We start from the raw sequence: 23,342 nt of genomic DNA on the forward strand, positions 1-23,342 counted from the left end.
TGATCTCTCACAAGTGGGGGAATGGTCGTGTCGACGGCATGCGCACGTCAATGGGTCGCGCGCGAGAAGCTGTTCAGCAATCAACGACAGGGGTCTACGGAGACGCCAGAGCTCTACGGAGAGGGGCGTTACGGATGGCCGGACCGAGGTGCCGTACTGAGGGGCGCTCAGGAATCCGGTGAGCGCAGCACCCGCAGATGGCCGCGGCGCGCGACCTCCATCGGATCCGCCCTGCGCGGGCCCGAGCCGCCCGCCTCCGCCGCGCGCTCCTGCGGGCGGGCCGCCTCGCGCACCGCGTTGGCGAGCGCTTCGAGGTCGTCGCCGCTGGGGCGGGCCGGACCGGAGGCGTCGGCGAGGCGGACGACCTCCCAGCCACGGGGCGCGGTGAGGCGCTCGGAGTGCTGGGCACACAGGTCGTAGCAGTGGGGTTCGGCGTAGGTGGCGAGGGGGCCGAGGACCGCGGTCGAGTCGGCGTAGACGTACGTCAGCGTCGCGACGGCGGGACGGCCGCAAGCGGTGCGCGAACAGCGACGTACAGGGCTCACGATGTTGGACGGTACCGCACTCTTGAGCGGGCCGCGACGACTCTCCGGGAGGTCACCCCACCGTGTCGTGCTGTGATCCCCGCCACGGCCCGCTCGTGCGGCGCCTCGCTGACCTGCGGTGACGCAAGGGGCCTGGGTGACCAGTGGTGTTGAATCCGGTCACCACTTGGCGCAAATCCCGTCATTCATCGCGAGATCGGCGGTCCCGGAGAGATACGGAATCGGGCCCGAGCCTGGCCGGAACGGTCATCGGGCGACAGGCCGCGCGCGCTGCGGAAGAGTCGCGGGGGCCGCACCGAAGGCGGCCCGAAGCTGTGCGGAAACGGCGATCTCGAGGACTACTCTTCGTCAGTGATGGACGACCCCGTACAGCCCCGCACCGCAGACCCGAGGCCCCGCCGCCGCGACCGCCACGGCCGGGGCATGCGCGGACCCGTGGCGCCGCCCCAGGTGCCGCTGTCCGCCAGCCGCGCCGAGGTCTTCACCGACCTGGTGCAGGACTCCGTGGAGCGTCTCGAGCGGCGGTGGCCCCAGCTCAGCGAGATCGAGTTCCTGGTGCTCGAGGTCCCCGCGCTCGGCCGGGGCGGCGGCGCGGGCGAGGACGACTGGAGCGACGACGTCGTGCCGCTCGGGGGCATCATCGAGGCCTCCGAGGGGCGGCCGGCCCGGGTGGTCGTCTACCGGCGCCCGGTGGAGATCCGGACCAAGGGGCGCGACGAGCGGGCCGCGCTCGTCCACGAAGTGGTGGTCGAGCAGGTCGCCGAGCTCCTCGGCCTCTCCCCCGAGTCGGTGGACCCGCGCTACGGCGAGGACTGAACCTACTTCTGCAGCACCTTCAGGTCTTGCTCCGCCTTCGGCACCGACACCGTGCCCCTGTCGTCCGGCAGGGTCTGGACGGTGAACATCGGGACGCCGTCCTCCGGGTCCTCCAGCATGCGCGAGGCGTAGACGTCGGCCCCCGACACCGGTTCCACCGTGAGTGCGTACGTGCCCTTGAGGCCGCTCGGGACGGGAGCCTTGACCCCCAGCGTTGTGCCGCCCTTGACCGTGTACGTCTTGCTCGTCGGCGAGCCGCCCTGGGAGCCCGCAGAGGCCGTGACCCGCACCTTCCCGGTGCCGCCGGGGGCGACGAGGGACAGCGTGGAGCCCTTGGCCCGGTTGTCGGCCACCGTCGCGCGCGTGCCGATCGTGTTCGTGGCGGGGATGAACGCCGTCTCCTGGTCGGCGCCCTTGCCCCGGGTGACGCGCAGGGCGGCCACCACCGGTGCCGCGTCCTCGGTCGGCGTCAGGACCAGTGAGCCCGCCTCGCCCTTGGTGACGTCACCGAGGTCGACCGCGGTCGTCATGCCGGACTTCACGTGCAGGTTCGCGTGCCCCGCCGGGCTGATCGAGCCGCTGGGCGCGGCCAGTCGCACCTTCAGGTCGGCGTCGTCCGCGCCGGGCGCGAAGGCGACCAGACGCACCGACGTGGCGTCCTTGGGGATGCCGGGCAGGACCAGGCGGGTCGCGGGGTCGGCGGAGGCGGGCAGCCAGTCGCCGCCGAGCTTGTCGTCCGACGACTGCACGGCGGCCGCGACCCGGCCGCTGCGCGCGGTCACGTGCATCGTCAGGTTGGTCTGCTCCTTGGGCGACAGGGTGGACAGCAGGACCGGGACGCTGGAGTGCGGCTGGACCTGGATCGCCTCCCCCACCTCGGTCTTGAGGGCGCCGTCCTTGCCGTACAGCTCGATGTCGACGACGGCCGCCGAGTCGTCCGGGTTGGTCAGGTGGACGTAGTCGCTGCGGCCCTTGGCGGTGCTCGCGCCCGGGAACCAGAAGTCCGTGTCGGGCGCCGTGCAGTTGGCGCCCTGGAGGCCGCGGCCACTGCCCACCGAGTACTTGGTGGTCTGCTGGACCGTCCAGCCCGGGGCCAGCTTGCCGTCGGCGGTGCCCAGGAGCGCGGGCGACTCCCCGCCGGACTCCTCGCCGGTGACGGGCTTGCCCGGTGCCTTCTGGGTCAGGAAGGGCTTGACGGCCTTCTTCTTGTCCTTGCCGCCGTGCTTGGGAGCGTCCGTCAACTCCTGCGTCGCGGGCAGCAGTTCCGCCTTGCCCGCATCGCCGGAGCCCTTGCCCTCGGGCGTGAACGCCGTGTACGAGGTCTCGGCGAGGTCGGACGAACTGGGCACCGGGCAGAGCAGGCTGGTGCGCTCGACGGGCAGCCGCGCGGCTGCCTTCGCGCCGTCGTCGCCGCTGCCGTCGGGCGCGTTGACCACGGCGAATCCGGTGACGGCGGCGAGGGCGGCCACCGCGGCGATCAGGGACTGGGTGGTGCGGTTCACTGCTGGCTCCCGTCGGGGCGCTCACTGTCGGTGCCGTGCGGCGGCTGCGGGGGCTGGGGCGGCATCGGAGGCTGCTGCTGGCCGTACGTGGCGTCGAACGACTGCCCGTACTGCTCGCCGCCGCCCTGCGTGCCCCCGTAGGCGTACGGGTCGTACTGACCGCCCTGGTAGGGGTCTTGGTACGCGCCCTGGTCGTAGCCGCCCGCGGGGTACTGCGCTTCCTGGTACTGCTGCTCGCCTTGGTACGTGCCGTAGTCGGCGCCCGTGTGGGCGGGGGCCTGCCACTCGTCGTACGACTGCTGCTGGGGCACCGCGGCGAAGGCCTCCTCCTGCGGAGGAGGCGGAGGCGTACCGGCGTCGTCCTGCCCGGCGGCCTCCTGCGCGGCGTCCTGCTCGGCCTGGGCGGCGCGCAGCCTGCGTGCCCTGCGTCCCTCGCCCTCGACGGGCTGCGCCGGGATGACGGGCTCGTCGGGGAGGTCGTCGTCCACGTGCCGGCGCCGTCCGGGAAGGGCCATGACCACCAGGACGACGGCGAGCGCGCCCTGGGCCCACAGCCAGCCCGTGTGGCTCGCGGGCGTGTCGTGGACGACGTCCAGGCGGCCTCCGGTGGCGGGCAGGGCGAAGCCCTGCGCCCAGCCGTCCAGCGTGGTCCCGGTCAGGGGCTTGCCGTCCAGGGTCGCCGTCCAGCCGTCGTCGGCCGCGTCGGCCAGGCGCAGGGTGCGGCCCTCGTCGCCTGCCGGGATGTTCGTGTGCAGCTCGACGGGGCCCGCGGCGACGGGCAGGGGATCGCCGGACTCGGGCACGATCGCGGCGCGCGAGACCTGGCGGTCCACGCGCCACAGGGCACTGCCGTCCTCCTGGCTGAGCCGGGTGAGGCCGGGCGTGGAGTCCAGGGTGCGGCTCATCTGGCGGGGGGCGCCGTCGCGTACGAGTACGTAGCGGACGGCGAAGCCGCCTAGCTGGTCGGCCTGATCGGCGCCGGAGCCCGCGAGGAGCCTGGCGGCGATCTTGTCGAGGTGTTGGTTCGAGCCGCCCGCGTCGGCGAGCTCGGCGTCACCGAGGCGGGCGCCGGAGCCGCGGACGAGCGTGTACGCCACCTGGGCGGGCGAGTCGCTGTCCAGGACGAGCGTGCGGGCCTGGTCCTGCGTGCCGCTCTCCTCGGCGACGAACGCGGGCACCTGCACCGGGTCGCGCCGCTCCAGGGGGCCGTCGGCGCCGCGGATCATCCACCCGGCGGCGACGAGCAGCGGCCCGGCGGCCGCCGCGAAGGCGATGAGGACGGCGACCGGCTGACGCCAGCCGAAGCTCTGCTCGGCGACACGCGTGCGTGCGCCGTCGGCGCCGAGCGCGGCGGCGGCAAGGAGCGCGATGCCGTAGCCGAGGGTGGCGGGACCCGCCCACGCCGAGCCGTTCGAGAGCACCGCGAAGACCAGGGAGACCAGCGCGGCGATCCAGGCGGTGCGGACGGCGAGCTGCCGCTCGGTGCGCAGGAGCGCGGCGAGGGCGGCCAGCACGATGCCGATGAGCAGCAGCCCGTCTACGGTCCCGGGGCCGCCGGGGCTGCCCCCGAGCAGGTCGAACCCGGTCGCGGAGCCCGCGCCGAACTCCAGGCCCGCCTCACCGAAGAAGCCGAAGGGCAGCAGCGCGAGCGACCAGGGGGCGAGGATCAGGAGCGGGGTGCCGAGCGCGGCGATGAAGCGCGGCCCGTACGCCGTGATGTCGCCCCTGCGCACCACGAGGAGCGCGAGGCCGAGCACCAGGGCGATCGGCCACATGATCGGCGTGAAGGCGGTGGTGAGCGTCAGGAGCAGGGCGAACGCCCACGAGGCGCGCCAGCTCCCGCGGTTGCCCTCCGAGGAGGTCAGTCCGCTGGCGGCGATGCCCGCGCGCGCCATGAGCGGCAGCAGGATCGCCAGGACGGCGGTGCCGATGCGTCCGCCCGCGAGCGCGCCCGTGGCGGCCGGCAGGAAGGCGTACGCGACGGAAGCCCAGGCGCGCAGCAGCCGCGACTCGACCAGCGGCCGCGACGCGAAGTAGGCGGCGAACCCCGCCAGCGGAACCGAGCCGACCAGCAAGACCGTGACGGCGAGTCCGGTGGATCCGAACAGCAGGGTGCTGAGCCCCGCGACGAGCGCCAGGTAGGGCGGCGCCGACTGTGTGCCGCCGGTGCCGACCGGGTGCCAGGCGTCGAGATAGCGCGCCCAGAGGGCCGAGGAGTCACCGGGGGCGGGAAGCAGCGCGCCGCCCGCGAGGGCGCCGCCGCCGAGGAGTTCGCGGCAGGCGATGAGCGAGACGAAGAGCAGCACCACGAAGAGCATCGGCCCCGGCTTGCGGGCCAGGCGCTTCAACCGGGCGAACTGCTCGACCTGGAGGAAGTCGGCGTCGTCTCCGCCGGGGCCGGATTCGACGGTTCCGTGCCGTCCCGCGCCGGTGACGGCCTCGGGGTCGGAGCGGCCGACGACATTGCCCGCGACCTGTTCGACGGTGGCGCGCACGGTGGCACCGGGCGGCGGGAAGAGCGGGCGCATCTCGGCGGGTTCGAGCGCCGACTTGCCGCGCTGCTTGCGGGCGGCGGCGATCCGACCCGGCCGCAGCAGCGTCCCGAGGAGACCGGCGACCTCGTCGACGGCCTGGCCCGGCACCTTGCCGACCAGATAGGCGACCGTGCGCAGCAGGGTGCCCACCACGAGCCGGAAGAGCACCCAGGGCAGCACGGCCGTACGCGCGTTGACGAGCAGGGTGTAGGCGGCGCCCGCCTTGTCCACGCGGTGCGGCGACGTCGACGTACGCCCGACGCAGTCGACGGTGCGGCGCTCGCGCGAGGAGGCCTCGGCGTGCCGTACGACGGCTTCGGGGGCGACGAGGACGCGGTGGCCCGCGTTCTGCGCGCGCCAGCACAGGTCGACGTCGTCCCGCATGAGCGGGAGCCGTCGGTCGAACCCGCCGAGTTCGTCGAAGACGTCACGCCGGATCAGCATGCCCGCGGTGGACACGGACAGGACGGGCCGTACGTGGTCGTGCTGGCCCTGGTCCTGTTCGCGGCGGTCGATGCCGGTCCAGCGGCGGCCGCTGTTGGCGATGGAGACGCCGACCTCGAGAAGCTGACGGCGGTCGTACCAGCCGCGGAGCTTGGGGCCGACGATCGCGACGTCCTTGCCGACCTCGCGTTCGTTCTCCACGACGCGCAGCAGCTCGGCGAGGGCGCCGGGTTCGGGCGCGCAGTCGTCGTGCAGCAGCCACAGCCACTGCTCGGGCTCGCCGTGCGGCAGGTCCGGGAGGTCGTAGGCGTCGTCGCGCCAGGACCGGCTGACCGGGTCCCAGCCGCTGGGGCGCTTCAGATAGGGCAGTTCTTCCGGGGTCAGCACGCCGGCGGTGCGGTTCGCCTCGTCGACGGCCGTGCCGAAGCCGGAGCGCCGGGCCAGGTGCAGGACGCGGTCGGGGCCGAGTGCCTCGGTGACCAGGCGTGCGGAGTCGTCCGCGCTGCCGGTGTCCGCGGCCACGGCGTTCTGCACCGGGCGGTCCTGGCCGAGCAGGCCGGCGAGGGCGTCGGGCAGCCAGCGGGCGCCGTCGTGGGAGACGATCACGGCGGTCACGACGTGCCGCGGGAACTCAGGGGCGGCAGCGTCGTGGTGGGAGGCTGCCGAATGGCTGTGCACGGACATCGAGGTACGGGCCCCGGTTCGATGGACTGCGGTGGACGCCTGCGCTTCATGGGGGCGCCGGGGCGTCTCGGACGGGGCCCCACACTAACGGCTGGCATCACAACAGCCCGCCGCCTGTGGATAACCCACGGGCGACGGGCTGTTCCTTACGTAGGGGTGTGTGCCGTTTGGTCGGGCGGTTGTTCGGGCGGACGGTCGGAGGAACCAGCTCGCGTTCAGACGGCGGCCTTCTTCAAACGGCGGCGTTCGCGCTCCGAAAGGCCGCCCCAGATACCGAATCGCTCGTCGTTCGCCAGTGCGTACTCAAGGCATTCCGAACGAACCTCACAGGCGAGGCAGACCTTCTTGGCCTCTCGCGTGGAGCCGCCCTTCTCCGGGAAGAAGGACTCGGGATCGGTCTGGGCGCACAGCGCGCGCTCCTGCCAGCCGAGTTCCTCGTCCGCGTCCTCGACCAGCAGTTCCTGAACCAGCTCGGTCATGTGCGCCCCTCGTCTGTCTGTGCGTCCCCGTGGTGCTTGCCGTTACCGATTTCGGCTGAACGACACGAGTGAAATTACAAGTGTGCCGATCCGGGCCAGTCAAGCCGAGATCTGCTATTGGGTCCCTTATTCACCCTGCGGAACCAAGCTAATGCGGAAAGTGTTCAAATCGGCATAAACCACGTCACCTGCCGGTGGCCCATCCCGAGGCGCTCCGCGACCGCCCTCATCAGGGAAGGACGTCACGGAGATCGATCCCGTTGCGGCCTGTGCACCGAAGCGAAGAGGATCACATTCGGGTCACGGGATCACGCCGGGGTTTACGCGCCGGTTGAAGCGCGATGTGTCCCGTGTGCCCACTGCACAAACCTTTCACCTGAGAGAATAACCGGATGAGGTGAAACATATCCCACATACCGGACATAGAGTTGACAGAGAAGGTGTGAGCCGCTGTTCTAGTGGGCATGCTCGCAAAATTGGCACTCTCGACGACCCGCACCAGCGGGCTCCTCGGTGCTGTCCACGCGCGCTGTCGCTGTTCCTGCTCCAGCTGTTGAGCCATACCGCTTCCAGCCGTTGAGCCCGCTCCACCCCTCCCTCGCGACACCCCAGCACTCACGTTGAGGAACCACCGCACCATGAACAGCGACAGCGACCTCCAGATCGCCGGCGACATCCTCGAAGTCCCCCACCTCCTGCAGCCCGCCCGCGAGCACCCGGCCACCGTGGCCGAGTTCGTCGGCCTGGCCCGCACCATCGCGGCCGACCGCGCGCAGTGGGCCCACCTCGTCGAGTACGACGCGACGAGCCGGTGGTACCACCGGCTGCGCACGGGTCCCGGCTACGAGGTCTGGCTGCTCTCCTGGGTGCCGGGACAGGGCAGCGGATCGCACGACCACGGCCTCTCCTCCGGCGTACTCACGGTCCTGGAGGGTGAACTGACGGAGCGTACGGAGCGCGGGCAGCGCGCGCTCGGCGCCGGCGCCCAGCGCGTGTTCGCGCCCGGGTACGTCCACGAGGTCGTCAACGACTCCCTGGAACCGGCCGTCAGCCTGCACGTCTACTACCCCGGCCTGACCGACATGCCGATGCACGCGGCCCAGTGCGGCGTGCGTGCCACCGCTCCGGCGGCCGGAGATGTCGTAACCGCCTGACGCACTGTCGTACCTGCCTGACATGCTTGGGCCCATGCGCATTGTGGTCCTGGCCGGCGGTATCGGCGGCGCCCGTTTCCTCCGCGGGCTCAAGAAAGCCGCGCCTGACGCGGACATCACGGTCATCGGCAACACCGGTGACGACATCCACCTGTTCGGGCTCAAGGTCTGCCCCGACCTCGACACCGTGATGTACACCCTCGGCGGCGGCATCAACGAAGAGCAGGGCTGGGGGCGTACGGACGAGACGTTCAAGGTCAAGGAAGAACTCGCGGCGTACGGGGTCGGCCCCGAGTGGTTCGGCCTCGGCGACCGGGACTTCGCCACCCACATCGTGCGGACGCAGATGCTGGCCGCCGGATTCCCGCTCAGCGCGGTGACGGAAGCGCTCTGCGAGCGGTGGCAGCCCGGCGTGCGGCTCATCCCGATGTCGGACGACCGCGTGGAGACGCATGTCGCCGTCACGGTCGACGGCGAGCAGAAGGCCGTGCACTTCCAGGAGTACTGGGTGCGGCTGCGGGCGTCCGTGGACGCGCACGCCGTCGTGCCGGTCGGCGCGGACCAGGCCAAGCCCGCGCCCGGCGTCCTGGAGGCGATCGCCGACGCGGACGTCGTGCTCTTCCCGCCGTCCAACCCCGTGGTGAGCGTCGGGACGATCCTCGCCGTGCCGGGGATCCGCGAGGCCATCGCGGACGCGGGCGTGCCCGTCGTCGGCCTCTCCCCCATCGTCGGGGACGCCCCCGTGCGGGGCATGGCCGACAAGGTGCTCGCCGCGGTGGGCGTGGAGACGACGGCCGCCGCGGTCGCCGAGCACTACGGGAGCGGGCTGCTCGACGGCTGGCTCGTCGACACCGTGGACGCGGGGGTCGTGGAGCGGATCGAGTCGGCCGGGATCCAGTGCCGGGCGATTCCGCTGATGATGAGCGACATGGACGCGACCGCCGAGATGGCGCGTGCGGCGCTCGCCCTCGCGGAGGAGGTGCGGGCGTGAGTTCCTCCGTGGGCTCCTCCGGGGCCGGGGCTTCCGAGGCCGGGTTTTCCGGGGGCGGGCCGTCGTTCCGGGTGTGGGCCGTTCCCGGGCTGCCCGAGGTGCGCCGAGGGGACGATCTCGCCAAGCTGATCGCCGCCGCGGAGCCGGGGCTCGCCGACGGTGACGTACTCCTTGTCACCTCGAAGATCGTCAGCAAGGCCGAGGGCCGGATCGTCGAGGCGAGCGACCGCGAGGCGGCGATCGACGCGGAGACCGTGCGGGTCGTGGCGCGGCGCGGGACCCTGCGCATCGTCGAGAACCGGCAGGGCCTCGTCATGGCCGCCGCCGGAGTCGACGCCTCCAACACTCCCGCCGGCACGGTGCTGTTGCTGCCCGAGGACGCCGACGCCTCGGCGCGTGCGGTGCGGGACGGGCTGCGGGACGCGCTGGGCGTGGACGTGGGGATCGTGATCACGGACACCTTCGGGCGGCCCTGGCGCACCGGGCTGACCGATGTCGCCATCGGGGCGGCGGGCGTGCGGGTCCTCGACGACCTGCGGGGCGGCGTCGACGCGTACGGCAATCCGCTGAGCGCGACGGTCGTCGCCACCGCGGACGAGCTGGCCGCCGCCGGTGACCTGGTCAAGGGCAAGGCGGGCGGGCTGCCGGTCGCGGTGGTCCGCGGGCTTTCGCACGTCGTCGGGGAGAGCGACGCGGCCGGTGCGGGGGCCCGGGTCATGGTGCGCGACTCTCGTGACGACATGTTCCGGCTCGGTACGTCCGAGGCCGTGCGCGAGGCGGTGACGCAGCGGCGGACCGTGCGGGAGTTCACGGACGAGGCGGTGGATCCCGGGGCCGTGCGGCGGGCCGTGGCGGCGGCGGTGACCGCGCCCGCGCCGCATCACACGACGCCGTGGCGGTTCGTCCTGCTGGAGTCGCGGGAGTCGCGGGTGCGGCTGCTCGACGCGATGCGGGACGCGTGGGTCGCGGACCTGGAGCGGGACGGGAAGTCCGCGGAGTCCGTCGCGAAGCGGGTGCGGCGGGGGGATGTGCTGCGCAAGGCGCCCTACCTGGTGGTGCCTTGTCTGGTGATGGACGGCTCTCATACGTACGGGGATGCTCGGCGGGACGCGGCCGAGCGGGAGATGTTCGTCGTCGCGGCGGGCGCCGGGGTGCAGAATTTCCTGGTCGCGCTTGCCGGGGAGCGGCTTGGCTCCGCCTGGGTCTCTTCGACGATGTTCTGCCGGGATGTCGTACGGGACGTTCTGGGGCTGCCGGATTCCTGGGACCCGATGGGGGCGGTTGCCGTCGGGCACGCGGCGGGTGAGCCTGCGGCTCGGGCTCCGCGGGATGTGGGGGACTTCGTCGAGGTTCGTTGAGGTTGCTCGCCCCGGGGTGCGGGGCGGGGCGGCCGGCCTGCCTGGGACGGGGTGGCTGTGGGTTCTGGGGTCGGCTGCGGGGCTGTGGGGGCTTGTCGCGCAGTTCCCCGCGCCCCTTATAGGGCCGGTTCTTCGGCTGCGGGTTCGATGTGGTTGCTCGCGCCGTTCCTCGCGCCCCTTATAAGGCCGGTTCGTCAGCTGCGGGTTCGTTGTAGTTCCTCGTGTCCCTCGTAGGGCCGGAGGTCAGAGCTTTGCGATGTCTGTTTTGGGCATTTTTGGGGTTCTGCGGGACGGGGTGCGGCCGCTCAGGAGGATCAGGCGGGCGGCTCGGTGGCGTTGGCCCTCGTAGGGGGCCAGGAGGCGGAGCATCTCCTCGTCGTCGGCCGTGCGGTCGCCCGCAAGCGCGTGGCCGACGATCCCGGGCAGGTGGAGGTCGCCCACCGTGACCGCGTCCGGGGCGCCGTTGCTCCGCTGGATGGTCTCCGCCGACGTCCAGGGGCCGATGCCCGGGATCAGTTCCAGGCGGGCCTGCGCTTCGGGCGGGGCCATCGTCGCCGCCTCCTCCATGCGCGCGGCCACGCGTGCCGTACGCAGGATCGTCGACGCGCGCTTGTCGTCCACGCCCGCCTTGTGCCACTCCCAGGACGGGATCAGCGTCCAGGTCCTCGGGTCCGGCATCACGTGCATACGGAGCTGGGCGGGGACCGGGCCCGGGGCCGGTTCGCCGTACTTGCGGACCAGTAGGCGCCAGGCGCGGTACGCCTCGTCCGTCGTGACCTTCTGTTCCAGGATCGACGGGATCAGGGACTCCAGGACCAGGCCCGTGCGGATCAGGCGCAGGCCGGGGCGGCGGTGCGCCGTTACCGCGAGCAGGCGGTGGCGGGGGGTGAAGTCCTCGGGGGTGTCCGAGGCGCCCAGGAGCTGCGGAAGCTGGTCAAGGAGCCAGTCGGCTCCCTCGCCCCAGGCCTCGGCCTCCACCGTGTCGCCGCGCTGGGCCACTCTGAGCGTGCCGGGGCCCTGGGGGGTGCGGCTCGCCCGCCAGGCCGAGCCGTCGGGGGTCACGCGGAACGTGGGGTCCGCGGGGCCTCTTCGCAGAGGGCCCAGGGTCAGGCCCAGGTTCAGGGGGTGGGGCGGGGTCCAGGTGCGGATCGCTGCCGCTGTGGCCTGGCGGGGCATGCCCTGGGGGATCGCCGTTTCGCCGCCGCGCACTGTGGTGCGGGTGGGGGTGGTGCGGGGGGCGAAACGGGATGACATCTGTACGAGGGTAGGGGCTTTCTCTGTCCCCTACCCCGCCCCTTCCCGAAAACCCGCTCCGGCGCAGGGGCCTTGCCTCGCGTCGAAAACCTGCGAAGCCCTCTACTGGTCCGAGGAGAAACGCACCGACCCCGCCGGCAGCTCCGCCCCGCACCACACCCGTACGCCGTCCCGCAGTTCGTTGTCGGCGCCGACCATCGCTCCGTCGCCGATCACCGCGCCCGCCAGGATCGTGCGGGCGCCCACCCTCGCGTCCGCGCCGATCAGGGAGTCCGTGATCACCGCGTTCGGTTCGACGACCGCGCCCGCGAGGATCGTGCTGCCGTCCACCCGGGCGCCCTCGCCGATCACCGCGTGCTCGCCGACCACCGTGCCGCCGGTGAGCTTCGCGTCCGGGGCGACCGTGGCGGTCGGCAGGATCAGGCGGTCGCCGCAGCGGCCGGGGATCGCGGGGGACGGTGCGCGGCCCAGGACCAGGTCGGCGGAGCCGCGTACGAAGGCCTGGGGCGTGCCCAGGTCGAGCCAGTACGTCGAGTCGACCATGCCCTGGAGGTGGGCTCCGGAGGCCAGCAGATCGGGGAACGTCTCGCGTTCGACCGAGACGGGACGGCCCACGGGGATGGTGTCGATGACCGAGCGGCGGAACACGTACGCGCCCGCGTTGATCTGGTCGGTGACGATCTCCTCGGGGGTCTGCGGCTTCTCCAGGAAGGCCTGCACCCTGCCGGTGCCGTCGGTCGGCACGAGGCCGAAGGCGCGGGGGTCGGTGACCTTCGTGAGGTGCAGGGAGACGTCCGCCCCCGACTCCTCGTGCGTCGTGACCAGGGCCGGGATGTCCAGGCCCGTGAGGATGTCGCCGTTGAAGATCAGGACCGGCTCGTCGGGTCCCGAGCGCAGGCGCGAGGCCACGTTGCGGATCGCGCCGCCCGTGCCCAGGGGCTCGGTCTCCGTGACGTACTCGATGTGGAGGCCGAGGGCCGAGCCGTCCCCGAAGTGCGGCTCGAAGACCTCGGCGAGGTACGAGGTCGCCAGGACGATGTGGTCCACGCCTGCCGCGCGGGCCCGCGCCAGCTGGTGGGTGAGGAACGGGACGCCCGCCGCCGGAACCATCGGTTTGGGGGTGTGCACCGTGAGCGGACGCAGCCGGGTTCCCTTGCCGCCGACCAGGAGGATCGCTTCTGTCACCTGTCGTCTCTGCTTCCTGCTGGGGCCGGCCGAACTTGAGTCGCGGCCGGCCAGTGTATGCAGATGGCTTTGCAGATCGTGCAGTGCGCCGTGCGGGTCGTGCGGTGTGCGCTGTGGTACCGGCCGAGCACCGGTCGCGTACCTGTCGAGTGCCGGTGGTGCGGTGCGGTCCGGCCTCAGCGGCCCTGGAAACGGGCCGAGGACGACCGGGCCTTGCCCAGCTTCTTGTACAGGCGACTCCCGGGGCATTCCGTGGCGAATCCGTCACGGTGCCCGGAGATCACATGGAGCCGGACGTTCTTGCCCTTCTTGTACAGATTGCCACCCCCTGACTTCAGATATGTCTTTCCTCGCGGGTTCGCGCCGTACAGGCCGAGCTTCCAGGCGGTCAGCCGGGCGATGGCGTTCACGGCGGCCGCGGGCGGGTTGGAGTAGCCGAAGCTGCCGAGGACGGCGATGCCCATGCTGTTGGTGTTGAAACCGAGAGTGTGGGCCCCGAGGACGGGCTTGGCCACACCTCCGGCACGCCCTTCGTAGATGTTTCCGCACTTGTCGACCGCGAAGTTGTAGCCGAAGTCCCGCCAGCCGCTGCTCTTGACGTGGAAGCGGTAGATGCCGCGCAGGACCGAGCTCGCCTGTGAGCAGCGGTAGTTGTTGCCGGTCGCGCTGTGGTGCACGAAGGCGGCCTTCACGGTCTTCGTGTACCCGAACTGCTTCTCGCGGAGCTTCTCGTCCGCGCCCCAGCCCTTGCGCGTGACGATGCGCGGCCGGGGTCCCACATAGGGCCTCGCCTTCCCCACGGCGTCCTGTGGACCGCCGCGGGCCGCGATCAGGTCGTCCTGCGTCTCCTTCCTGCTGAGCGCGGGGATGGCGGTGGCGCCCATCGGGGCGAGGTCCGCGTTGACCGCGGAGGACGCGGCGGTCTCTGCGGTCAGGACCGTGGAGGGGGTGCCCTTGGGGCCCTTGGGCTGGGAGCCCTGCGGGGGCGGCTCGGCGCCGGGGTCGACGAGTTCGAGGCGCAGACCCGCCGGAAGGGCCTGCTCCGTGGGAGAGCCGAGGGGAGAACGGACGGAGGAACCGGCGGGAGAGCCCGCGGCCGGGCGGGGCTTCGACGCCTCTGCCCGTACGCGGATCTCGACGCCGTCCGAGCCGCCGACCCACAGCGGCGCCGTGGAGCCGCGGACCCGGCCGGAGGCGCGCTCCAAGGCGTCGAGGTCGGCGGCGTGCTCGTGGTTGTGGGTCTCCACGGGCTGCCATCCGGACCAGGTACCGGTGCCGCTGGCACGCGTACGGACCTGGACGCTGCCGTGCAGTTCGTCGTCCGGGTCGTCCCAGACGACGCCCACGAGGGAGAAGGGCCGGACCTCCCGCTGGAGCAGCCCCTGTTCGCGGGACGCGCCGCCGGAGCGGTCGGAGTCGATGGGGGCGAGCGGGAGTGACTGCGTACTGCCCGGCACCGATTCCGCGGAGCGCCCCGCCGGTGGCTCCGCGGCCGGGGTCGCGGCGCGGGCGCCGGACGACGGCAGGGTGAGGGGAAGGGCCAGGGCGGCCGCGCACGTGACGCCGATCGAGGAAGCTAGAAGTCCACGCATACAACCGATGGTCCGCATAGCCGAAGATATCTGTCCATTGGGGAATTGACGGACCGTCGGCTCATGTCCGCCGAACCGGTGGCCCGCACTCCCCCGCCACGCCCGGGACCCGCGGGGCCCCCGCGTACCCTTGCGCCCGTGAACGCCACCGACCGCACCCCTGCCGACCTGCTGCGATCCGCGCTCGCCGCGGACCCGGGCCGCCCGCTCATCACCTTCTACGACGACGCCACGGGCGAGCGCGTCGAATTGTCCGTGGCCACCTTCGCCAATTGGGTGGCCAAGACCGCCAATCTGCTCCAGGGCGATCTCGCCGCCGAGCCCGGCGACCGGCTCGCGCTGCTGCTTCCCGCGCACTGGCAGACGGCGGTCTGGCTGCTCGCCTGTTCGTCCGTCGGGGTCGTCGCCGACGTGGGCGGCGACCCGGCCCGCGCCGACCTCGTCGTCAGCGGCCCCGACTCCCTCGACGCGGCGCGGGCCTGCTCCGGCGAGCGGGTCGCCCTCGCGCTCCGGCCGCTGGGCGGACGCTTCCCGCAGGCCCCCGAAGGCTTCGCGGACTACGCCGTCGAGGTGCCGGGCCAGGGCGACCGTTTCGCTCCGTACGCCCCCGTGGGCCCGGACGAGGCCGCCCTCGCCGTCGGCGGCGCCGGTGAGCTGACGGGTGCGGAGCTGGTGGAGCGGGCCCGCGCCGACGCCGGTGCGCTGGGGCTCGCGCCGGGCTCCCGGCTGCTCTCCGGTCTGTCGTACGACAGCTGGGAGGGCCTGAGCTCCGGTCTGTACGCCCCGCTGGCGGCCGGCGGCTCCGTGGTGCTCTGCCGCCACCTCGACCGGCTCGGCGACGAGAGCCTGGCGAAGCGGATCGAGGACGAGCGGGTCACCGCCACCGCCAAGTAGCCCGCGCTCCGGCACGCCACCCCTTCCGCCCCTCGCCCGTCCGTCCCCTCCCCCACGGCCCCACGGCCCCGCGTCCCCCGTTCGGCCCACGGGAGGCCCTGGCCCGCAGGCCCCCGGCGTCACGTCGGTCCATGGTCGTAAGACGCACCATGCACCGACGTCGCGATGAGGGGTGGCCGTACACGTGTCCGACACCGCAGGCATGCCCGCCGGACCGGACCGCCCGGATCCTGACGGCGCCCCGCCTGAGCCGCCGGCCACGTACGCACCCGGCGCGGGTTCGAGCCCCACGGGTGAGGGCGTCGCCCGGCGCAGGCGGCGCTGGCTGCGCTGGACGGCCATGGGGGTGGCCGGGCTCGTGCTGGTGGCCGGGGGCGCGGGGTGGGCCGTCTACAACAAGCTCGACGGCAACATCACCAAGGACACCGACGCCGCGACGGAGCTCGCGCGCTACGACAAGGAGCGCCCGACGGCGCTGGTGCACGGCGCGCAGAACATCCTCCTGATCGGCTCCGACACCCGCTCCGGGCGGGGCAACAAGAAGTACGGCCGCGACCCGGGCACCCAGCGCTCGGACACCACGATCCTGCTGCACCTCGCGGCCGACCGGCGCAGCGCCACCGCGGTGTCGATCCCGCGGGACGTGATGGTGGACATCCCCAGCTGCCGCAAGGGCGACGGTTCGCGGACGACCTCCCAGTTCGCCCAGTTCAACTGGGCCTACGAGTTCGGCGGGACGGCCTGCACCATCCGTACGGTCGAGAAGATGACGAAGATCCGCGTCGACCACCACATGATCGTGGACTTCGCCGGGTTCAAGGACATGGTCGACGCGGTGGACGGCGTACAGGTCTGCCTCAAGAAGCCGATCAACGACAAGGCCGCGCGCCTGAAGCTCCCGGCCGGCCGGCACACCCTCAACGGCGAGCAGGCGCTCGGCTACGTGCGCGCCCGCAAGAGCATCGGCAACGGCAGCGACACCGACCGGATGGACCGCCAGCAGCAGTTCCTCGCGGCACTCGTCAACAAGGTGCAGAGCAATGACGTCCTGCTCAATCCGGCGAAGCTCTATCCCGTTCTCGACGCGGCCACTTCTTCTCTCACGACGGACCCCGCACTGGCGAGTTTGCGTGGTTTGTACGAACTGGTGCGCGGTATGCGCAACATCCCCACAGAACAGGTGCAGTTCCTCACCGTGCCCCGGCGGTCCTATGTCTACGACGCCAATCGGGATGAACTCGTCGAGCCCGCAGCGGACGAACTCTTCACGCGACTCCGAACGGACGCACCCCTTCAAGTGACGCGCAAGGAGCCCGAAGCCGCCCCGGTCGAGGAGCAGGCGGAGGGTTACGACGAGTCCGAGGAGTACGAGAACCACGACGATTCCGAGAGCGACGAGAAGCCGGACGACCCTTCTCATACGCCGAGTCCCGCCCCCACATTCCGGGGCAACACGGCTGCCGGAACGACCTGCGAGTAAAGCCATCCCCAAGCGCAAGACCGCCCGCACAAAGAAATAGGGCGTATTGCCCAGTTGTAGGGGAGTGGAATGTGTCACCGGCGTCGTTCGACGCTGAACCGGCCGGATAGTGTGAGCGATCCGGTGCGCAGGGCCCTTCTCGGCCGCGCACCGCTGAACGACTGACCGAGCGCCTTTCTTGAGGGGGGAATGGCGCCGCGTGGCCCCGACGGAGGACGCAGACAACCGTGGACGCGCAAGGCCGTGGGCGGGCGGAGAACATCGACCCCGCAGACCAGTGGGTACTCAACCCGGACACCGGCGATTACGAACTGCGACTGAGCCCTTCCGGAGGGCAGTCGGCAGTGCCTGGACCCCGCAGATCTCCGCGGGCCACGCCACGTCAGGGAACGCGCGGCCAAGGCGGCCGACGCGACGAGCGCCGTGACGAACAGCGCGACGTGCCGCCGCAGCGCAGACGCCGGGCTCCGCAGCCGGAGTCCGCGGGCGGGCGGCGCAAGCAGAAGCCGAAGAAGGCCAAGGGCAAGAAGATCCTGATGTGGACGGGCGGCTCGCTCGCCCTGCTCCTGGTCGCGACGGGTGTCGGCGGGTACCTCTACTACCAACACCTCAACGACAACATCAACTCGATCGCCGACGACGGCGCGAGCACCGGCGGCTTCAGCAAGGACCGCGCCATCAACATCCTGGTGATGGGCACGGACAAGCGCAGCGGCAAGGGCAACGAGAAGTACGGCGACAAGGGGAGCGTCGGCCACGCCGACACGACGATCCTGCTGCACGTCTCCAAGGACCGCACGAACGCCACCGCGTTGAGCATCCCGCGCGACATGATCACGGACATTCCTGACTGCCCCACCACGATGGAGGACGGCAGCAAGAAGACGATCGGCGGCACGCAGAGCGCCCGCTTCAACGAGAGCCTCGGTCAGGGCGACCGCACGCCCAGCTGCACCATGCGTACGGTCACGAAGATCACCGGAATAGTGCCCGACCACTTCATGGTGGCCGACTTCAACGCGGTCAAGACGCTCTCCAGCGCGGTCGGCGGCGTGGACGTCTGCCTGGCCAAAGACATCGACGACCCGGACTCGCACCTGGATCTGCCCGCGGGCAAGCACACCATCGAGGGCGAGGAGGCGCTGGCGTTCGTCCGCACGCGCCACTCCGTGGGCACCGGCGGCGACTTGAGCCGCATCGAGCTGCAACAGCAGTTCCTCAGCTCGCTGATGCGCAAGCTCAAGTCGAACGACACGCTGACCAGCCCGTCGAAGATGATAAAGCTGGCCGAAGCGGGCACGAAGGCGCTCACGGTCGACTCCAAGATCGCGGACATCATGAAACTCCGTGACCTGGGCATGGAGCTCGGCAAGCTCGACATGAAGAACCTCAGCTTCGCGACCGTGCCCGTGATCGACAACCCGGCGGAGAAGGTCCACACGACCGTCGTCGTGAACGAGGCCAAGGCCGACCCGCTGTTCGCCATGATGCGCGCCGACGAGTCGCTGACCGCGGTGAAGAAGAAGGAGAAGGCGGAGAAGAAGGAGGTCGCCGCCCGGCTCAAGGGCAGCAAGTCCGCCGCCTCCGAGGTACGGGTGAACATCTACAACGGCAGCGGGAAGACCGGCGCCGCTCAGGCAACTCTCACGTACTTGCAGAACACTGAGGGCATGTCCAAGGCCAGCCAGCTCGGCAACGCGCCGTCCGACCTCAAGAAGACGACGCTGGAGTACGCACCCGACCAGGCCGACCAGGCCCGGCGGCTCGCCGACGTCATGGGGCTCTCGGGCTCCGCGATGAAGCCCGGCAAGAGCGAGAAGAACTCGCAGGGGCTCCCCGCCATCAAGCTGACGCTCGGCAGCGACTTCAAGGGGGCCGGGGTGCCCATCAGTACCCCGTCGAAGGCGCCGGAGGGCATCCAGAAGGTCGAAGCGGACAAGACTGTGTGTGCCAAGTGACCTGAAGCGGCCATTCTGCGTCTAACAGGCGCAGGATGGCCGTAATTCGGGGTAGCGCGGGGAGCGCGGGGAGGGGCAGGGGATGGGGAAAAGCAGCGTGCGTGGGGAGGGGGCGCGATCACGCGCCCCGCACGCCAGTGGTCTTGGCTTGGAGGAAGGCCCGCCGCGAGAGGGAGGGGAGCCCTCGGCGGACAGCGGGCACCACAGGCGTCGTCGAGGGGGTGGTGGCGGCCGGACTCCGCGTCCAAGACGCCGCCGGATACTGCGCTGGTCGGCGACGATCCTCTCGGTGCTGATACTCGGCACGGCCGGCGCCGGCTATCTCTGGTACCAGCACCTGAACAACAACCTGGAGACCGACGATCTGAACCTCGGCGAGCACCGGGCCCCCGAACCCACGCCGAACGCGGCGGGCCAGACCCCGCTGAACATCCTCCTCATCGGTTCGGACGCGCGGGACTCCAAGGAGAACCAGAAGCTCGGCGGGGCCAAGGAGACCTTCGGGGGCACACCGCTCGCCGACGTCCAGATGCTGCTCCACCTGTCGGCCGACCGCACGAACATGTCGGTCGTCAGCATGCCGCGCGACACGCTCCTCGACATTCCCAAGTGCACCGACCCGGACGACGGCAAGGTCTACGAGGCGTCCGCGCAGCGCACGATGACCAACCAGACGCTCGGCCGTGGCGGCCCCGGCTGCACGGTCGCCACCTGGGAGAAGCTCACCGACATCCACATCGACCACTTCATGGAGGTCGACTTCTCGGGTGTGGTCTCCATAGCCGACGCCATCGGCGGCGTACCCGTCTGTGTGGACGCCAACATCCACTCGCGCGACAGCCAGGGCCACGGCTCGGGGCTGAAGCTTGAGAAGGGCACCACGGCCGTCAAGGGGAAGCAGGCCCTCCAGTGGCTGCGCACCCGCTACGGCTTCGACGGCGGCACCGACATAAGCCGTGCCAAGGCCCAGCACATGTACATGAACGCCCTCGTGCGCGAGCTGCGTGAGAACGCCAATCTGAGCAGCCCCAACAAGCTGCGCAAGCTTGCCGAGACGGCCACGAACGCGCTCAAGGTCGACGACGGCCTGGGCACCGTCAAGAAGCTCTACGACCTGAGCAACGAGCTCAAGAAGGTCTCGCCGGAGCGGACCACGATGACGACCATGCCCTACGAGTACGTGGGCGCGCGGGTGATCCCCAAGCCGGGCGACGCCGAGCAGCTCTTCCGCCTCGTACGCGACGACGTCTCACTGGACGGCAAGGGCAAGAAGAAGCCGGCCAAGGAGAAGGTCTCGGACGACCCGGCGGCCGATGACGGGGAGATCGCGGTGCAGGTGCAGAACGGCACCCGCACGAACACCGAGCCGCCCGTCAGCGGGCGCGCGAGCACGGTCACCCAGCTCCTCGCGGGCAAGGGCTTCACCAAGGCGGCGGCCGACACGACGACGGCTCTCGCGCAGGGCAGGACCGTCATCAGGTTCCCCACCGCCGATCTGGAGGGCGACGCTCAGCGGGTCGCCAAGTCCCTCGGCATGAAGCTGAGTTCGGTGAAGAAGTCGACGGACGTCTCCGGGGTGACCCTGGTCGTCGGTGCCGACTGGCGGGAGGGGAACGCTCCTCCCAAGGCGAAGCAGGGCGACAAGACGCCGGAATCGGCCGAGGCGCTCAACGGCTCGGACAAGAAGGCGTGCATGCACGTGGATCCGCAGTTCACCTGGAAGTGAGCACCGGCCCACCACTGGTGGGCCGGGTCCGTTCGGCTGTGCTCAGGCCTCGCTGAGAACGGCCGGACGCCGGGACGCGATGACCCGCTTGGCGAGCGAGCGCGGGCTGGTCAGAAAGCCCCAGCCCCACGACATGTGCATGGTCGCGAGCGCCACCGGGATCTGGAGACGCGCCTTCAGCGGCAGCCCCTTGCCCGCGGGCAGTGAGCCCGCGGCGATCGCCGCGAGGTAGCCGGCGGGGACGACGAAGCCCCAGGGCGTGACCAGGGCGCCCACGACGACGCCCGCCGCGATCGCGCAGACCGCGGTCGGCGGCGCGAGGTAGCGCAGGTTGATGGAGCCCTCGTGGTAGCGGGCGACGACGTGCCGCCAGCGGCCGTAGTCCTTGTACTGCTTGGCCAGCGCGCGCACCGAGGGCCGCGGGCGGTACTGCACCTTCAGTTCGGGCGAGAACCAGATGAGCCCGCCGGCCTCGCGGATGCGGAAGTTCAGCTCCCAGTCCTGGGCGCGGATGAACTCCACGTTGTATCCGCCCTGCTGCTCCAGGGCCTCGCGGCGGAAGACACCGAGGTAGACGGTCTCCGCCTGCTGGGCCGCGCCACCGGTGTGGAAGGCCGCGTTGCCGACGCCGATCTTCGACGTCATGGCGGCGGCGACCGCGTGCTCCCAGTCGTTCTCGCCCTCGGCGTGCATGATGCCGCCGACGTTCTGCGCGCCGGTCTCCTCAAGGAGGCGTACGGCCGTCGCGATGTACCCCTGCGAGAGGATGCCGTGGCCGTCCACGCGCACCACGATCGGGTGGCTGGAGGCCTTGATGGCGGCGTTCAGGGCCGCGGGGGTGCGCCCCGTGGGGTTCGGGACGGTCTGCACCTTCGCGCGGTTGCCCGCGGTCTCGGCGACCAGCTCGGCGGCGATCTCGTCCGTGCGGTCCGTGGAGGGGCCGAGGGCGACGACGACCTCCATCTCACCCTCGTACTCCTGCTCGAGGATCGCTTGTACGGCAGCACGCAGGTGCCGTTCCTCGTTGAGCACCGGCATGATCACGGATACGGCAGGAAGCTGCACGTCGGGCGTCGCGTTCATCGGCGTCACGTTACCGCGAATGGGGGACACCGGCGCGCGCCGCCCGGCCTGGCGCCCCGGGTCGCAGATCGTATGGGCCTACGGTTCTCGCGTTCCCCGTCCCGTCTCAGGTCCTCCCAGGTCCCCCCACCCGTCCCGGACAGGCCCGTCACCGCGGAGGTGTCCCTTCACGTGCCCACACCGCCCCGCCGCTCCCCCACCCCGCCACCGCGTGGTCCACGTCCGCCACGTGCGAGGCAGCCCGCGCAGCAGTCCGCGGGGCGGCCGGTCAAGCAGCGCAGGCGGCCACGCTGGGTGATGCGGGTGGCGACGGGGTTCTCCGTGACCGTGCTCGCGGCGGCCGGGATCGGGCACGGGGTCGTCACGAGTCTCGACACCGAGATCAGCCGGGTCGACGCCTTCAAGGACATGAAGAACCGGCCCAAGGGCGGCAACGGCATGAACGTGCTGCTCGTCGGCACCGACGGCCGGGACAAGATCACCGAGGCCGAGAAGCAGAAGTACCGCCTCGGCGGAGCGCCCTGCCACTGCACGGACACGATCATGATCGTGCACCTCTCGGAGGACCGGGACCGCGCGAGCGTGGTGAGCCTGCCCCGCGACAGCTACGCCGAGATGCCCGAGCACATCGACCGGAACTCCGGCGACAAGCACCGGCCGCATCCGGTCAAGATGAACGCCGCGTACGCGGAGGGCGGCCCCAACCTGACCGTGCGCACCGTCGAGAACATGACGAAGGTCAAGATCGACCACTACATGGAGGTCGACTTCACCAGCTTCATGAAGACCGTGGACGTGCTCGGCGGCGTCGACATCTGCACCACCCGCCCGCTGAAGGACTCGTACACCGGACTCGATCTGGCCGTCGGCACGCACCGGCTGAACGGCGGGGCCGCGCTGCAGTACGTCCGCACCCGGCACGTCGACGGCTCGTCCGACCTGGGGCGGATGCAGCGCCAGCAGCGGTTCCTCGCGGCGCTGATCTCGAAGGCCACCAGCGGCGGGGTGCTGCTCAACCCGCTCAAGTTCCGCGACGTGTCCAGGACGCTGCTCGGCTCGGTCCGGGCCGACAAGGGCTTCGGCACGAACGAGATGCTCGCCCTGGGGCGGGCGATGCGCGGCTTCTCGCCTCGCTCGTCGGAGTTCACGACGGTGCCGCTGCGCAGCAAGGGCGTCATGGTGCCGGGCATCGGGTCGACGCTGAAGTGGGACCCGAAGCGGTCGGCGCGGCTCTTCCAGGCGCTGCGCGACGACCGTCCGCTGGCCGCGCACGGGGCCAAGCGCAAGGCCATCGTCGACGTGTCGCCGCAGCAGATCCGGGTGCAGGTCGACAACGCGGCGGGCACGCCGGGCCTCGGCAAGCGGGTCGACACCGCGCTGCGGTCCACCGGCTTCCGGACGACGCGGGCGCCGGGCAACCTGGTGGGCAGGCCGCTGGCGCGCACGGTCGTCGCGTACGACCCGCGCTGGGACCGCTCGGCGAAGTCGCTGGCGACGGCGCTGCCCGGCAGCGTGCTGAAGGCCGTGAACGGGCAGGGCGCGACCCTGAAGGTGTTCGCGGGCCAGGACTTCAAGCAGGTCAGGCCGGTGCGGGCGGAGGACGCCTACCAAGGCGAGTTCGGCGCACTGACCGGCGACCAGGTGGGCTGCCAGTAGGGCGATG

General features: G+C 71.3%; 17 protein-coding genes. 9 read left to right on the plus strand and 8 right to left on the minus strand.

Features of this window, described 5'->3' with window-relative positions; all coding sequences use genetic code 11:
- Positions 1 to 167: 167 nt before the first annotated feature.
- Positions 168 to 545 (minus strand): DUF3499 domain-containing protein, encoded by a 378-nt coding sequence (locus tag ACFUPX_RS24145; protein ID WP_383326200.1) that lies wholly within the window; start codon positions 543 to 545, stop codon positions 168 to 170.
- A 354-nt stretch (positions 546 to 899) separates the two neighbouring features.
- On the opposite strand from ACFUPX_RS24145, the gene ACFUPX_RS24150 reads away from it, so the two are divergent.
- On the plus strand, positions 900 to 1,361 hold the full coding sequence (locus tag ACFUPX_RS24150; protein ID WP_383326359.1) for a metallopeptidase family protein: 462 nt from the start codon (positions 900 to 902) through the stop codon (positions 1,359 to 1,361).
- A gap of 2 nt (positions 1,362 to 1,363) precedes the next feature.
- On the opposite strand, the gene ACFUPX_RS24155 is transcribed toward ACFUPX_RS24150, so the two are convergent.
- The 3 genes from ACFUPX_RS24155 to ACFUPX_RS24165 all read right to left on the minus strand — a co-directional run bounded on the left by ACFUPX_RS24155 (position 1,364) and on the right by ACFUPX_RS24165 (position 7,004).
- The gene (locus ACFUPX_RS24155; RefSeq protein WP_383326202.1) at positions 1,364 to 2,863 is read right to left on the minus strand and encodes a DUF5719 family protein; all 1,500 of its coding nucleotides are present in this window, start codon (positions 2,861 to 2,863) and stop codon (positions 1,364 to 1,366) included.
- Complete coding sequence (locus ACFUPX_RS24160) at positions 2,860 to 6,525, minus strand: glycosyltransferase family 2 protein (RefSeq protein ID WP_383326205.1); 3,666 nt, start codon at positions 6,523 to 6,525, stop codon at positions 2,860 to 2,862. The genes ACFUPX_RS24155 and ACFUPX_RS24160 overlap by 4 nt, the downstream gene beginning before the upstream one ends.
- A gap of 215 nt (positions 6,526 to 6,740) precedes the next feature.
- Complete coding sequence (locus ACFUPX_RS24165; RefSeq protein WP_016642094.1) at positions 6,741 to 7,004, minus strand: WhiB family transcriptional regulator; 264 nt, start codon at positions 7,002 to 7,004, stop codon at positions 6,741 to 6,743.
- Positions 7,005 to 7,642: 638 nt separating this feature from the next.
- Here ACFUPX_RS24165 and ACFUPX_RS24170 point away from each other — a divergent pair.
- The 3 genes from ACFUPX_RS24170 to ACFUPX_RS24180 are packed head-to-tail and all read left to right on the plus strand — an operon-like array spanning position 7,643 to position 10,507.
- Positions 7,643 to 8,158, plus strand: a complete 516-nt coding sequence (locus tag ACFUPX_RS24170) for a cysteine dioxygenase (RefSeq protein WP_383326209.1) — start codon at positions 7,643 to 7,645, stop codon at positions 8,156 to 8,158.
- Between the two features lie 34 nt (positions 8,159 to 8,192).
- Positions 8,193 to 9,149, plus strand: a complete 957-nt coding sequence (gene cofD, locus ACFUPX_RS24175; protein WP_383326212.1) for a 2-phospho-L-lactate transferase — start codon at positions 8,193 to 8,195, stop codon at positions 9,147 to 9,149.
- Positions 9,150 to 9,157: 8 nt separating this feature from the next.
- Positions 9,158 to 10,507, plus strand: a complete 1,350-nt coding sequence (locus ACFUPX_RS24180) for a coenzyme F420-0:L-glutamate ligase (protein ID WP_383326362.1) — start codon at positions 9,158 to 9,160, stop codon at positions 10,505 to 10,507.
- Positions 10,508 to 10,750: 243 nt separating this feature from the next.
- Here ACFUPX_RS24180 and ACFUPX_RS24185 read toward each other — a convergent pair whose 3' ends face one another.
- The 3 genes from ACFUPX_RS24185 to ACFUPX_RS24195 form a co-directional block, all read right to left on the minus strand.
- A complete protein-coding gene (locus ACFUPX_RS24185; RefSeq protein ID WP_383326215.1) occupies positions 10,751 to 11,761 on the minus strand; it encodes a DNA-3-methyladenine glycosylase family protein in 1,011 nt (336 codons plus the stop codon).
- 102 nt (positions 11,762 to 11,863) lie between these two features.
- Positions 11,864 to 12,946 (minus strand): sugar phosphate nucleotidyltransferase, encoded by a 1,083-nt coding sequence (locus ACFUPX_RS24190; protein ID WP_383326218.1) that lies wholly within the window; start codon positions 12,944 to 12,946, stop codon positions 11,864 to 11,866.
- 176 nt (positions 12,947 to 13,122) lie between these two features.
- Positions 13,123 to 14,538, minus strand: coding sequence for an N-acetylmuramoyl-L-alanine amidase (locus ACFUPX_RS24195; protein ID WP_383326221.1), 1,416 nt, complete (start codon positions 14,536 to 14,538; stop codon positions 13,123 to 13,125).
- Between the two features lie 138 nt (positions 14,539 to 14,676).
- Between ACFUPX_RS24195 and ACFUPX_RS24200 the strand changes: the two genes are divergently transcribed.
- The 4 genes from ACFUPX_RS24200 to ACFUPX_RS24215 all read left to right on the plus strand — a co-directional run bounded on the left by ACFUPX_RS24200 (position 14,677) and on the right by ACFUPX_RS24215 (position 20,596).
- Positions 14,677 to 15,432: a TIGR03089 family protein gene (locus ACFUPX_RS24200; RefSeq protein ID WP_383326224.1), complete on the plus strand. Its 756-nt coding sequence runs from the start codon at positions 14,677 to 14,679 to the stop codon at positions 15,430 to 15,432.
- Positions 15,433 to 15,616: 184 nt separating this feature from the next.
- Positions 15,617 to 16,912, plus strand: a complete 1,296-nt coding sequence (locus ACFUPX_RS24205) for an LCP family protein (protein ID WP_383326227.1) — start codon at positions 15,617 to 15,619, stop codon at positions 16,910 to 16,912.
- A 227-nt stretch (positions 16,913 to 17,139) separates the two neighbouring features.
- Positions 17,140 to 18,870 (plus strand): LCP family protein, encoded by a 1,731-nt coding sequence (locus ACFUPX_RS24210; RefSeq protein ID WP_383326230.1) that lies wholly within the window; start codon positions 17,140 to 17,142, stop codon positions 18,868 to 18,870.
- A 148-nt stretch (positions 18,871 to 19,018) separates the two neighbouring features.
- Positions 19,019 to 20,596: an LCP family protein gene (locus tag ACFUPX_RS24215; RefSeq protein WP_383326365.1), complete on the plus strand. Its 1,578-nt coding sequence runs from the start codon at positions 19,019 to 19,021 to the stop codon at positions 20,594 to 20,596.
- A 42-nt stretch (positions 20,597 to 20,638) separates the two neighbouring features.
- Here ACFUPX_RS24215 and ACFUPX_RS24220 read toward each other — a convergent pair whose 3' ends face one another.
- Positions 20,639 to 21,679 carry a glycosyltransferase family 2 protein gene (locus tag ACFUPX_RS24220; protein WP_383326233.1) on the minus strand — a complete coding sequence of 347 codons (1,041 nt, stop codon included), beginning with the start codon at positions 21,677 to 21,679 and terminating at the stop codon, positions 20,639 to 20,641.
- A 297-nt stretch (positions 21,680 to 21,976) separates the two neighbouring features.
- Here ACFUPX_RS24220 and ACFUPX_RS24225 point away from each other — a divergent pair, with 297 nt between their 5' ends.
- The gene (locus ACFUPX_RS24225; protein WP_383326368.1) at positions 21,977 to 23,335 is read left to right on the plus strand and encodes an LCP family protein; all 1,359 of its coding nucleotides are present in this window, start codon (positions 21,977 to 21,979) and stop codon (positions 23,333 to 23,335) included.
- The last annotated feature ends 7 nt before the right edge of the window (positions 23,336 to 23,342 follow it).

It is taken from the genome of Streptomyces sp. NPDC057302 (genome assembly GCF_042667685.1).
GTDB lineage: Bacteria > Actinomycetota > Actinomycetes > Streptomycetales > Streptomycetaceae > Streptomyces.